Origin of the sequence: Bradyrhizobium sp. 132 (assembly GCF_023074185.1) — a bacterium.
GTDB lineage: Bacteria > Pseudomonadota > Alphaproteobacteria > Rhizobiales > Xanthobacteraceae > Bradyrhizobium.
In genome coordinates this window covers 1-13,183 of record NZ_JADPKY010000141.1, presented here as the reverse complement: position 1 = coordinate 13,183, position 13,183 = coordinate 1, and the positions used below count along the sequence as shown (strand labels likewise).

General features: G+C 59.3%; 7 protein-coding genes and 3 pseudogenes. 7 read left to right on the top strand and 3 right to left on the bottom strand.

What is annotated here, in order from left to right:
* Positions 1-127 precede the first annotated feature (127 nt).
* Positions 128-358, bottom strand: coding sequence for a hypothetical protein (locus IVA74_RS31075; protein WP_247350627.1), 231 nt, complete (start codon positions 356-358; stop codon positions 128-130).
* 1,634 nt (positions 359-1,992) lie between these two features.
* On the opposite strand from IVA74_RS31075, the gene panB reads away from it, so the two are divergent.
* From panB to IVA74_RS31040, 6 genes and pseudogenes are all read left to right on the top strand, one after another.
* Positions 1,993-2,865: a 3-methyl-2-oxobutanoate hydroxymethyltransferase gene (gene panB / locus IVA74_RS31065; RefSeq protein ID WP_247350624.1), complete on the top strand. Its 873-nt coding sequence runs from the start codon at positions 1,993-1,995 to the stop codon at positions 2,863-2,865.
* Between the two features lie 14 nt (positions 2,866-2,879).
* The gene (gene panC, locus IVA74_RS31060) at positions 2,880-3,731 is read left to right on the top strand and encodes a pantoate--beta-alanine ligase (RefSeq protein WP_247350622.1); all 852 of its coding nucleotides are present in this window, start codon (positions 2,880-2,882) and stop codon (positions 3,729-3,731) included.
* Positions 3,732-3,910: 179 nt separating this feature from the next.
* Positions 3,911-4,222 (top strand): hypothetical protein, encoded by a 312-nt coding sequence (locus IVA74_RS31055; RefSeq protein WP_247350619.1) that lies wholly within the window; start codon positions 3,911-3,913, stop codon positions 4,220-4,222.
* 785 nt (positions 4,223-5,007) lie between these two features.
* The gene (locus tag IVA74_RS31050; RefSeq protein WP_247350616.1) at positions 5,008-6,144 is read left to right on the top strand and encodes an MFS transporter; all 1,137 of its coding nucleotides are present in this window, start codon (positions 5,008-5,010) and stop codon (positions 6,142-6,144) included.
* Positions 6,145-7,518: 1,374 nt separating this feature from the next.
* Positions 7,519-7,626 (top strand): annotated as a pseudogene (locus IVA74_RS31045) (transposase domain-containing protein); the annotation flags it as partial.
* Positions 7,617-7,958: a hypothetical protein gene (locus IVA74_RS31040; protein WP_346730989.1), complete on the top strand. Its 342-nt coding sequence runs from the start codon at positions 7,617-7,619 to the stop codon at positions 7,956-7,958. The pseudogene IVA74_RS31045 and the gene IVA74_RS31040, both read left to right, overlap by 10 nt.
* Here IVA74_RS31040 and IVA74_RS31035 read toward each other — a convergent pair.
* Together IVA74_RS31035 and IVA74_RS31030 are read right to left on the bottom strand one after the other, a co-directional pair.
* Positions 7,947-11,123: a Ulp1 family isopeptidase gene (locus IVA74_RS31035; RefSeq protein WP_346015316.1), complete on the bottom strand. Its 3,177-nt coding sequence runs from the start codon at positions 11,121-11,123 to the stop codon at positions 7,947-7,949. The two genes, IVA74_RS31040 and IVA74_RS31035, sit on opposite strands and share 12 nt — an antisense overlap.
* Before the next feature lie 713 nt (positions 11,124-11,836).
* Positions 11,837-12,106, bottom strand: a pseudogene (locus IVA74_RS31030) (transposase); the annotation flags it as partial.
* A gap of 164 nt (positions 12,107-12,270) precedes the next feature.
* Here IVA74_RS31030 and IVA74_RS31025 point away from each other — a divergent pair.
* Positions 12,271-13,094 (top strand): annotated as a pseudogene (locus tag IVA74_RS31025) (ISNCY family transposase); the annotation flags it as partial.
* Positions 13,095-13,183 lie beyond the last annotated feature (89 nt).

Genomic DNA, 13,183 nt, shown 5'->3' with positions numbered 1-13,183 from the left:
AAGGCCGCCGCCAGCCCCTGAAGCGATGACATCGACGCGTGACTTCAAGGTTGATTCCGCTCTTCGGCTGATCACCGCAGAGAGATGATCGTGAAACGACTTTCAATCGCGGAACGTGGCGATAGTCTTAGCCATACATGTCGCCTGGGAGGAGCTTATCGTTTCGGCGCTGCTCGTCGCGAAGCAACGAAGAAAGGTAGTACCTGGTGTACACGCTTGCCTGGAGGCGCTTCCAACGCGCAGCTGCATCGCGCCGGAAGGCTGCGCTGCCTTCCGGAAAGTCGCTGAAATGCTGCTCCGCCTTCGCCAAGTTTTGGGAAAAATGGCCGCCCGAGGTGCCGCGGTTCTGATCGAGCACTCCTAGACGGCCTTCACTTGGACCGCGTTGCTGGCATGGGCGTGAGAGCCCAACGCGCTGGTACATCGGTGGATGCGATTGCCCAGGGAAGCGCGGCTGCCATCTGCTTGACATCAATACAAGTAATTCGATGGTCTATCCTTAAGCAAAGCCTAGCGGAGGCAAGACATGCGCTATCTGCTGTTTATCGCTGCTAGCACTTCCCATGCCACTTGGCTTTGTCTCGCCTTCGGGTGTACGTCCTGCGACACGCTTGGCAGGACGCTCATTGTCTGCAAGGACGTATCTGGGGGGATCCTGGCAGTTGCCAGTTCTCGTTCGGGGATGGACGCCTATTGCGGTATCGACCCGAGACATACGCATTGGCGCGGCGGGTAGAACGATCGCGCTGACAACCAGTACAAGACGCCACGAAAAGACGCACAAGGGAAATGCGGGGTGTTGTTACGAAATCGTGTCTTCGACGAATAGTAGTGGCCTTTGAACGTGTGCAGCAGAAGCTGCTGACCTCGCAATGGCGGCCGCCGCTTAGATTGCGACCGCACTACTGCGCCTTAACCGCGCTTAGCCCTTTTTGCATCGCATGACTTGGCTGGCCGTGTCAAACTGTCGACTCTTCGATGGCCTGACGCTTGGGTTGCCACGGCTACTGCGAATTGAGCAGCAAGCGGACGGCAAGCGCACCGGCGCCTCAGGTCAGCGACGCCTCTAAGCGGCTCGCCTGACAAGTCTGTACGGTCGGGTTATCCACACGCCATCGAATTAGCGGCGGCAGACGCGCGTCTGCATAGCTTTCATGATCTGCTGCGCTGGAAAGCACTCCCATGCTTGCATTTGACGAAGGCGCGGCAGTCACTCCGAGCTCGTTTGAAGGATTTCACCGCGGAATTACGCGCAACGCAATTTTCGGCCGACAGGCAGGGGTTCATCGAACGAATCGATCGCGATATGCCGCTACAACAGAGGGTGAGCGCGAGGCCTGTTTCGGGAGCTGGAAAGTGCCAAGTATCCCGGGGAAGGGATTGCAGCAGGGCATGGTACGCAATTTCTATCAGCTCTGTATGGGGAAGTATGCCGGAGCGTTGATGCAGCGCAGCAGGTGTGAGCGGCAACAAATCCTCTGGCTGCAGTTCAACTTGATGAGGCTCGGAAAAGAACTCGCTCCGGTAGAGTATTGCCTCCCTGGGCAGAGCCAGCCAGTCCGACATGCAAGAGATGCGGTTAAGACAACGCGCAGGCAAATTGCCAGAATGATCGCATCGGCGCGCCCTGAGGCCCAGCGTGACGCAAGGCGCTTCCAAATGACAATTTGAATCTGGGAGTTCTTGCTTGATGGTCGCGCGACCATTGGAGTGTTTATGCACGCGCCTGCTACTTTGGAGGCGTATGTTTCCCTTTCATGGTTGACGAGTTTTCACTCGTCCGCCATAGAAAAAGGGTGGTCCCCCGGGATGCGCGCAATACTCAACTGCTTCGGTCGCAAGAATCGGATTACCGTTCGCCTAGCATATTCGGTGACGCGGGGACTTCGGGAGGGCGGTGGCTTCAAAATCGTAGGCGAGACAGGTGAGATTAAATTGTATCGCTTCCAGCTCCGAAATCGACCTGAGGCCATCTGACGGAACGGATCGAAAATGAGCCACGCTTCGGAAGTATCAGTTGAGCGGATCACGATTCCAATCCTGCAGCGGTGGAAGCAGGAGCGGCGGCGTGTCGTCATGACCACCGCCTACGATGCGGTTACTGCAGGCATCGCTGACCCCATCGTCGACATCATTCTTGTCGGCGACAGTGTTGGCAACGTCTGCCTCGGATTCGACAACACGTTGCCTGTCAGCGTGGCGATGATGAATCATCATCTCGAGGCTGTTGCGCGCACAAGGCCCCGTGCCCTGCTCGTGGCCGATATGCCGTTTCTCAGCTTTCACCTCAGTCCGGAGGAGACGATACGCAACGCCGGAGGATTCCTGCAGCGAGGTGCAGATGCAGTGAAACTCGAGGGCGGGGCCAAGCGCGTGGAAATTGTGCGCGCCCTGGTCGATTGCGAAATTCCCGTCATGGGCCATCTCGGCCTCACCCCGCAGAGCGTCAATATCATGGGCGGATTCAAGGTGCAGGGCCGGAAAGCCGATGACGCTTTGCGGCTGCTTGATGACGCTCACCGTCTGCAGGAGGCCGGATGCTTCGCGTTGGTGCTTGAAGGCATTCCGGCCGAGCTCGCCCAGCGAGCGACCGAATCGCTGTCGATACCAACTATTGGAATAGGCGCGGGTCCCGGGTGCTCGGGCCAAGTGCTCGTATTCCATGACGTGCTGGGGCTGACCGAAAGTCGTCGGGCCAAATTCGTTCGCGCCTATGCAGATGGTTTTCAGCTGTTGCAGGAGGCGCTGTCGCGCTGGGCTACCGATGTCCGCAGTGGAGCGTTCCCGGCGCCGCAAGAGTCCTATCGGCTTCCTGAAAGCCTGGGTGACATCATCGCAAACTGGGCTCCTCCTAAGACAACCTGATGTAAGGTGCTACGATGCAGACGATTACGACGGTCGCTGAGCTTCGTCGTGAACTGGCGAAGGCTTGCAGCGCGGGCAAACGCGTCGGGCTCGTGCCGACAATGGGCTATTTGCACGAGGGCCATCTGGCCCTGGTCAAGGCGAGCCGAGCGCAATGCGACGTCACCGTCGTTAGCATCTTCGTCAATCCGACGCAGTTCGGACCAAACGAGGATCTCAGCAGCTATCCTCGCGATTTCCTGCGCGATGAAAAATTGTGCCGCGATGCCGGTGTTGCGATTGTCTTCGCGCCGGGTGCACGGGAAGTCTATCCGGCTCAATTCGAGACCTTCGTCGAACCGGGCGAATTGGCGAAGCCACTATGCGGGGCTTTTAGGCCTGGGCATTTTCGCGGCGTCGCAACCGTGGTATGCAAGCTGTTCAACATGGTGCGTCCGGACGTCGTGTTTTTCGGGCAAAAGGATTTTCAGCAATGCGCGGTCGTGCGTCGCATGGCAACTGATCTAAATCTTCCGATCGAGATCGTCACCGTGCCAACCGTTCGGGAACCGGACGGGCTCGCGATGAGCAGTCGCAATCGGAATCTGAGCGGGGAAGAACGTCGGCGAGCCGTTGCCATCAGTCGTGGGCTGTTCGCCGCGGCGGATGAGTTCCGCTCAGGAGTGCGGGAGGTGGACAAGCTGATTGCGATCGCGGAGCGGCATCTTGAGACCGTTGATCGGCTGCAATACCTTGAACTTGTCGATGGTGATACGCTCAAGCGCGCCACGAGTCCGCTGCGGCTTCCGGCGGCGCTCTGTGCCGCAGCCTACGTCGGTTCGACCCGGCTGATCGACAACGTACTGCTCGCGTTGCCAACTCTGTAGCGCAATTCAGAACCAAATCGACAAACTGTGTTCTTCTTATCCGTTTCGGCGGTCTCGCCGGTGTAACACTGGAAGTTCCGACGCGGCTGCCCCTCGCGCTTCGCCGCGGCAAGAGTTCTAGCCGGGGTAGATCGAAGTGGTCGAAACTAATGCGCGCGTAGCCCGCATCGACCGGGGGCTTGCGCAATCAATTCCGACTGAAGATGACGCGCGACTGTCTGGGGCAGCGCGTATTCGCCGATCTTGCACTGATCCTTCTTGAAGGAGAGAACATGCGCGTAACGGAACACCGACACGCGATCCGGACGGAGTTCGATGCATTTGGCGCACCGGATCTAGCACTACAGTTGCAATTTTCGGGTGGTTCTGAATCTATGGGCCACCATCATTCGGGATTTGATGATTGGTGGAGCGTCGGTCGAAGATGCGCGACGCTGTGGGCTTCTTTGTTGCGGCAGACCGAGCAACGGATTCGTCCGCTGTTTACGTAGGAGCGGGTCGCGATCTCGGCGGGGCAGCTTTCTCGATGGAATGTTGGGCAACGAGCGCATCCCTCCCGCACACGGACAAGAATCAATGCCGGTCCATGTGCACAGCCAATTCGATGAAGAAGTCGTCAATGGCGAGCCGTGACGGGGGGCGTTGACAAAGACGATGGGTCTAGCAGGCACACAAGCCTCTGCGTACCTTCGATGATCAACTGTTTATGTCGGCGTCTACATCGCGATGTCGGTTGCCACAAGCTCAGGCTACGCAAGCCCAGAGTAACAGGGTTGCAAACCAATCGCCTCGCATTAAGGCCGATTGCGATCGGCGGACAATTTCATCTCGTCGTCAGCTTTGCGACTGAGCCATATTGATTTGTCGCGGATATGACTACGGAAGGCGAGGCCGCATTGGCGCGCTGAAGGGCGTCACGGAATCGCAATACGCGGCCGTGCTCCTTCAGTGCGCGACCGCGCTCATCAATCAGCAAGTATCAAGCTTGTTGAGAGCCCCCGACGCTCCATGCCTAGCCGGCACAGTTGCCCGATCGTATCGAGTCGTCACGTGCGTTTTCGCGGTGGCATCGTATTTGCAATCAAAGATGTTGTCGCGGATCGAACTAGAACAGTGACGACCGACGCGATCCGATATCACGCGCTGAACCGTCCGGCATGGCGGATTGCGCCAACAAACGATGTCCTCTCGACCGCCGAACCTGCGCACTCTCTGTCGCTCGGGAGTCCGTCGTTGGTACAGCGCCCGCAGGTCGTCTATCAATAGGGTCCCTGTCATGGCGTCTGCTGGTCAACCATCCTCTCGGTTAGCAACGCGTCTTGCATTCTTCGTTCCCGGGGTTGGCTTCGGGGCCTGGGCTCCGCTCGTACCATTTGCGAAAGACCGGCTGGCGGCCGATGACGGCGTGCTTGGCCTACTACTGCTCTGCCTGGGTGCTGGATCCATCATCGCGATGCTTCTGACCAGTGTTTTGAGCGCCCGCTACGGCGTCAGGCTGATCATTCTTGTGGGTGGGCTTAGTCTCGCGATCGTCCTGCCGTGCCTCACGACAGCTAGCAAGTTGGCGCTCGGCGTCGCGCTATTCGCCTTAGGCGCCTCGATAGGCTCGATTAGCGTGGCCGCGAACATTCATGCGATGGAGGTGGAGCGCACGGCGGAGTGCCCGCTGATGTCCAGCTTCCACGCTCAATTCAGCATCGGGGGACTTGTGGGGTCTGCAGCCATGACCGCTTTTCTCTCGCTGCAGATTGACGCATTTGTTTCGGCTGTGGTCTGCTCGGGATTGATAGTGATCGCGATCATGCTGGCGTGGCCGCGATTGGTACCAACGGCGCAGGCGGACCAGGGACCGTCGTTCGTTCTGCCGCGTTCCATCGTGCTCCTTCTAGCCGTGATTGCGGCGATCGCCTTCCTTATCGAAGGCGCGATGCTCGATTGGGCTGCCTTGTTGGTCGTCGGCGCTGGTCTTGCTCCAAAGACGCAGGGCGGCTTAGCGTATGTACTGTTCTCCATAGCCATGACGGTGGGACGCCTTGCTGGCGACGCCGTCGTCGAACGGGCGGGGGACCGCGCGACACTTATGTTCGGAAGTCTACTGGCCTTGGCAGGTTTCGGAGCTCTGCTGGCGGCACCGGCGGCCGTCATCGCCATGATCGGCTTGCTGCTCATTGGTCTTGGCCTATCGAATGTCGCCCCGATTCTGTTCCGGCGCGCCGGCACGCAGGAGGCGATGCCCGTTGGTCCGGCGATTGCCGCGATCATGACGGTGGGTTATGCCGGAATTCTCATTGGGCCAGCTGGTATCGGCTTACTGGCCAAGTACGTGGGACTGCCGGCCGCATTTGGGGTCCTAGCCGGGCTCATGTGCCTCGTCGGGCTCTTGGCGCCGATCGCGACGGCGAACACACGGTGAATGCGTTTGAAACGTGAAAGAGCGGCACCCGCGCGCAAGAGAAGCTCCGATCGTGTCTTGTCTCTGATCGAGACGGCAATGAGTTGGCTAGCTGATATCTGCCTGGCGCCGATGATCAGCTACTTTTTGCTGGTCCCAAAGCGGTGCGCTTCTCCGGTAGTGCTTCAGGCCCGGCGATTGGTGGTCCGCGTTCTTACAGAGATCTGCCTTCATGCCTACGATAGGTCGCTTGATGCGCTTGCTGTTCGCCCAATCGTTTCATCCCAGGCTTCTATGCCTATGTGAATCCGCGCTTTCGGCTGCTCGCAAGCTCGAGCGTTCAACCCAATTGCCCAAAGCGGACGTTCGCCGAGCAGGCGTTGATACCTCACGGACTTCGAAATACCGGTATCTGGTATCTCGCAGCCCCTGGACAGGTTTGTGCGGTGGCCTTAATCAATCGAATTCTGCAAGCCCGGTCGATTTGATCATTCTTTCTCGGGACTATCCCGACGTTCGAAGCCGAGACAACCTCGCCAGTGCGGGCGGTGCTCGATAGGGTCGACGAGAGTGAGAAGGACCACGAGATCGGCCTTCGTACGGATCTCGCATGGAAGAGTCTCGAAGTCGGCACCAGAAGAGAAAGCTGGATTGACGCGTACACGACGTGAAGATATTGCAGTTTTTGGTCGGCACGCTTTCTCATGGGCATGGTTGGGTCACTTCGTTCCCTTAGGATGGTGCCACGCTTATCGCAAACCCTGCAGATGAACCGCTCCTTACAACGCGGACGTGTGTCTCTCGCGCCATAATGTTGCTCCGAACGGAGCAAGCCGCGTACCAACTCTTAAAACCAAAGGGTGCAGGCGTGGCCCCTTCTCGGCGCTTCTCCTTGAGCTTGAACGACGGCTGAAAGAAGTTGACGTAGAGTTGCCGCCGAATAGAGGCGGCCCATCACGTGCGCCGTGTCGAGGCCAACGAAGCGGCCGTAGCCCATCAAGCGACGCACAACGCACCATTCTTCTGCTCGACGAAGGCCTGACCGTTCTTGTTGTAGGCACGCGAGCGCGTCACCCCGAGCTTCGGTTGGCGCACCGCGGCGCGAAGACCTCGTTCATGAACCTGCTGTCGTTGTCGAAGTCCACACCGCGTAGAAGCCAGCGGAACCGGCTCTGTGCGTGTTTCATAGCCTCGACAACCAGCGAGCCATCCCGCCTCACCAACGGCAGGCACTCCGTCCAGCCCGTCGCGAATCGGCCATCGTCATGGTCTGGATGAACGATCCCGCCACCGACGTGCCGCCAGGGGCGGCCATGTCGACCTCGCAGAAGCCCGGCCGCGGGCTGTCCAATTAAACGTCCGGTTCGGAACTTCCCGCCGGATGACGCTCATCATACGGCGCGTCTCAACAACATCGATGCGAAAGCGTGGCTCGCCGACGCCTTCGCGCGCATCGCGGACATGCCACAGAGCTGCCTACACCAGTTGCTGCCGTGGAATTAGACGTCGCTCACGTCGACGTCCTCCGCTCAGCGCACGTCAACAGAGTCAATTTCGTCTTCACCATTGGTCGCGTGGCAAAGGACCTCGGCGAGGACGAGGACTGGCTCTGGGATGTGGCCAACGGAGTGGACCCGGTGGGCGGCGTCATCTCGGTTTACAGCATAGGTAACGACGGCGTCATGGCGTTCACCGACTCGGCTAACCTGATGGAGCTCATCAGGATGCACAGGGGAACCGAACCCCTCAGGCGTACTGTCCCCGGCTTATCTCGGACGGATACAGTTCAACCAGCTGCACGCGCTATTCAGTTGAAGCCGACTTCACCCACTTAGCCGGTTTCGCAGTGCCTGCCGATCGACGACGAGGTAGAGGAGGCTCAGATCTGCGTGCCGTCTTCCCGCGAGCCGTCTGACCAGCGCCCGGGTACCGTCGACCACAAACACTCCGCAATCATAGCCGTTCCCCTGCTGGCGCATGGGGGCATCTCGCAAATCGGCTCCCACCCGCGCTGCGAGCTTTGCTGCAGGTGTGGCATTGTATGCCTTGGCGGAGTCGTAGTATGCCTTGGCGGAGTCGTAATGATAGGCGACCGGCCTGTCGCGATCGCGGCGATCTACCAGCAGCAACGACCAATGGGATCCGCGGGCATGAAGGTTCGTAGCGCTCGCATCACTCACCGGCAAGAACAGGAAGTCGGCCGTATCGTTGCCATTCCGATCGTTGACAATGCGATGGAATGCGTCCAGGGCGTCGCCGTCCGTACCATGGCCCACCTGAAAGGCGATGAGAGGATCGACGAACCGGGTCCGGGCGGCGAGGTTTGGATTGTTTTGCTGCAACTCCTGCGACAGCAGCTCGTAGTCCCGCTGGATATGCGCATCACCCAGCCATTCCTCGGCTCCGAGCACCCGTCCGCTGCGGTCGCCGGCAGAGGCACTCGCCCTCGAAGCGCCGATCCGGGCATCAGGAACTGAGGATGGGCCAGGGTGATGGATCAGTTGGGCGTCGCGGCGTCCTCGCGGCCCCAACGCAATGGAGTAGGTCTCACCGTTGATAGAGACCGGCTGGGGAGCCATTTGCGAACTCGGCAGCAGCATTTTATTGTCCAGTACATCGAGCAGGAAGTCTGGCACCGCCTGTGTGCCATGCTGCCAATCCTCGCCGACGAGATATCCGATATCCTCGAGCTCTTGCGGCGTGCCTGATGAACCGATGAAGAACGGCGGTCTGCCGGCAGGGCTGAGCACCGGCCTTGACTGGGCGTCGTCACGCATTTCCTGCGGTGTGGACGGCAGATCAGTGAAAGAAGCCAAACCGTGGTAGATGTCTGAGGACCGAGCTGGCGCGCCCTCTGGAGTTGGCCACTCGAAGTCGGACGGCACTCGTGGAGACCAGGTTAAGCTCGAGCCGGCCAGGTCCTGCCAACCCGGTCCAACCGGGCCTTGCGCTGCCGGCCACTCACTTGGATCAAAGTCGGACGGCACGTGCGGGGACCAGGTCGAGCTCGACCTGGCCGGTTCCTGCAAGCCAGCCTGCCCAAACGGATCTAGCAGCGGCGGCCACTCACTTTCGGACGGCGGCGTCGGCAAATCTCGCACCCAGGTTGAGGTTGAGTTCGAGCTAGCCCTCTGCTCAGGGAAGGTCACACCCAGCCCTCTGTTTGCCTCAACGAGTTGCAGATACTGCCTGAGCTTCCTGAGACTCAGGCCAAGTTTCCCTTTGGCTTCCGTGAAAGCCCGGTGGTCTGCCTCCAGCGAGCGCCGCTGCTCACTATTGCCGTTGATTCGGCTCGCGATGCTTTCCCTACCCTCTGTGCGGAGCCAATTACTGAAATTGCGTTGGGCCGAAGCAGTATTACGAATTGTTTTTCTTCTCTGTTCGGAAGCTGGGTCGAGGTTTCTCAGCTCTTCCTTGGCCAGGCTCTCGATCAGGCTGGCGTCATCGTCATAAGCACGAAGTCCTTGTTGGGGCTCGAGACCCAGGTATTGTCGAAGGAGATCGAGTGGGGGTGTCTGCTTTGTGGCTTTGCTGTACGCCGCATAATCTGCGCTCAATGACGACTGCTGCTTAGCATTGCCCTCGATACGGTCCATGATGCTCGGCCTGCCCTCTCTTTGAAGCCAATCACTAAAAGAGCGTAGCCTGGAAGCCCTCGCCGAAGCGCAGATTTTCTCCTTGCGAGTCGCGTCGGATCCAAGCTTGGATAGAGCGTCCGTTAAAAAGTCACTGATCGTGGAGACGTCCTTCGGATGAGCCGACAACGTTTCGCGCCCCATCAGGCGGGGCCCGGCACCGACAGCTTGGAGCCCGTCAGCCCCGATCCTGCGGAGATGAGACAATGCCGCGCTGAGGCGGTCACGATCATCGCCGCCAGCTACGAAGTACTCGTTGATGTCGTCGGCGAGCGACCTTGGCTCATTGAATGCCCGAGGAGCCAGGGGCCCCTTGTTCTGCGCTCGGAGCCAACGAGCAAACGCGTTGAGCGCTTGCACATTGCCCTTGATCGTTGCAAGCGGGACCTTTCCAGTCCCGCGGCCTCTGGTACCATCGGGATCTACTCTGTAGTCTTTGACGTTTTCCACGAACTGGCGGATCATCCGCTCGTCTTGGGGGTGCATCGGTTGCTCTCGCGTACCCACCCCAGCTGGAGCGGATATGGGATTTCCAGCCTGGAAAGTCTGGAGTGTATCCAAGGCTCCACCCACATAGTTCCTGCTATTGGCGCTCGCCACCTTCTTAAATTCATCTTTATAGGCTGTCAGCAGATCAGCATTGCCAAGCAGGTCGTTCAGAGTGACGCCTTTGGGTTGGAGGAATTCGCTGAACATTCGAAGAGCCATCACATAATTCTCGATCGTCTTCGTCTTACGGTTCGCGCTGCCCAATGCCGTCTTGAACTCTTCAATCAGCGCTAGGTCTGCTTCGGACGGGCGACTGCGCTTTGCAAAGTCGATGCGAAGCTCCGAGTAGACGTCATCAGAGGCTTGGCCGCCGGACCACTTCTCACGGTGGTTTCCTCCAAAGACTTTGCTTAACCCTGATTTGACCCGAGAGAACAGTCCACGCGGCTTGTTGTCCTTCGTCCGCGCCGTAGGTTCTTCCTCCGAGGGCGCTGCGTAACGCATGCTGCTGAAGGGCCTGTCCCGCAAGTCAGACCGGTAATTATTTGCAGCCGAGCCAAGATGAGCGTGCGGAACATCGACACTGCGACGCGTACTGCTGAACGAATTGTCCCGCAGGTTGGACCTTGGCCGCATTCGCATCGAACCACCAACGTCCGTACGCTGGATGTTTTCATGCGACCGTGCGGCTGAACTGTCGGGGGAACTAACCCCGGAACTCTCCTCAGGAGAGCGGAGTTGCAGCTCGCCCAATTGCTGCTCGAAGCCAGCTTGATCGGCAGGGTCGACGTCGGCCTCTTGCCCCGCACGCTGCAACGCCTGCTGCTCGGCGTACCAGCGCATCCAAGAGTTCGGATCGTTATAGATCGGTTCCACACGACTCTCCTAAGATGAGAAGATTCTTCATAGCTGCCCCGGAGCCACACTCCGGCGCATTGACCACAGAGACTCCGGCTTCAAAAAGCCGGACGTCAAGGTCGCCAAATTGAACAAAAAGGGACTGTTATCGCGCGTCGCTCCGAGCTCGTGCATTACTCACACCTGCCCGGTCTTGGCTGCTGCAGAAAAGCGCCCCGGCTCCTGGGCAACAGGTGACCGCTCGCCAAACCTCAAAACGATCCAGGAGAAACGAAACCCAAATACTCGCACGACTCAAAAAGCCACGGTGTTGCCGCCCCCTTCCGGGACATCGCATGCGGCACATCGGCGACCGACATTGGGCCGCCCCACTGCTGTTGGAAGGCGACCGGGTTTCAATACTTGCACTGCAAGCTCTGCTTCCTCTTCAGATCAACGTCCTCACATTCGCTACAACCAACCGAGCCTCTCCGAGTGATCACGAAGCTTCAGAGAAGGCCGTATGTATGATTCAGACTGTACAACCTGACGCTACGTAGACTTCAAGCCCCCATCGCTGTCGCGTCGAGCCTGATTGGGTTTTTCATACCCGTTTCACGATGCGGCAAATCCTCGCAGCTTGGTGATCTACCCCGCTTTCGAGCACCTTAATTGCGCGAGGCGCGCCGCCGCCGATAAGACGTGTTGGCAGCGGCGTAAGCGCGAAGCTTTGGCCGTTCAGGCTTGGAAGTTCAGGGCATGAGAGTATCGATCTCAGAGATCGGCCAGCGCCGCGCGATCCGTTCGAGAGTTTGCGTGAGCCAGGAGTGCGGGTCTGGTTGTTCATCTTCGTTGGTCTGCAGCAGCGTGGCGATGGTGGCCCAGGTCCGGCCACCATGGCTGCCCGCGAAGAGCGCGTTTTTTCTCGTGATGGTTGGTGGCCGGATTGCGCGCTCGACGGCGTTGGAGTCGAGCTTGATGCGACCGTCGCTTAGGAAGCGCTCGAGAGCGGTGCGCCTGGATGTGGCACACGGATCGGCCTCAAGCGTGTAGGGCATCATGGGCGATCGTCCCGGTCGGAAGCCATACGAGGATGGCAAGAAGTCGGTTGAAATGTTCCTGAATGCTGTGCTGTGCCTGCCTCACGTAATTTGCTCCCCAGTGGGATGGGACCGCGGGCGCGATAATGAGGCAACTGAGCATGGCGATTCGGAGAGAGCTGACGGGCGCTGTGGGGCAGCGCTACAGAGAGGCGAGACGCGCGGAGAAGCGCGAATCTGGACCAGTTTGTGCTTGTGACGGGCTTGCATCGAAAGCATGCGATGCGCCTGCTCCGAGGAGATGAGGCAATCCTCGGTTCGGCGCACCCGTCGCCGGATTACGAGGAAGCTGAGCGAAATGCGCTGGTAGTGCTTTGTGAGCCATCCGACCGGATCTGCGGCAAGAGGCTGAAAGCGCTGCTGCCGCTCCTGATCGAGTCGATGGAACGCAACGGTCACATGGGCCTGGCTCCTGAAATCCCGTGCGAAGCTACTGGCGGGGAGCGCGTCCACGATCGATAGGGCGCTGGGCAAGATCCGAGAGGAAGGTGGACGCCACCGGCGCGGCCCGGTGGCGAGCGCAGAGCGACGGAATCCCGGTACGGACGTCCGCCGGCTGGAAGTATCCGGCGCCGGGCTTAGTCGAAGCCGATCTGGTCGCTCACAGTGGGCCCTCGGCGCGCGCCGGTTTTATACAGACGCTGCTCACGGATATTGCGACCTGTTGGACGGAGTGTGCGCCGTTGCTGGTGCGCGGGCAAACGCTCCTGAGCACCGTGACGACAAAAGTTCGCCGACAGCTGCCGCCCTCGCTGCACGGCCTGTGAGCAGATGAACATCGAGTTCACGCGTTGCCGACCCTACCCGCAAGAACGACCAGGCGTTTGTCGAACAGAAGAACGGAGCCGTGGTCCGACGCATCATCGGTTATCGGCGGTTTGAAGGACTGGAGGCGGCTGCGGAGCTATCGCCCAAAGTTGGTGACGGCGGGAATCGGAAAGGCGGCATATCGTGGGGGTGCTTGACGCCTCCACTTCTCCACCGAAGGAGCGATATGCC

Coding starts and splice junctions, on each gene's coding strand:
- panC (WP_247350622.1), top strand. CDS start 2,880: ATGCAGACGATTACGACGGTCGCTGAGCTTCGTCGTGAACTGGCGAAG.
- IVA74_RS31050 (WP_247350616.1), top strand. CDS start 5,008: ATGGCGTCTGCTGGTCAACCATCCTCTCGGTTAGCAACGCGTCTTGCA.
- panB (WP_247350624.1), top strand. CDS start 1,993: ATGAGCCACGCTTCGGAAGTATCAGTTGAGCGGATCACGATTCCAATC.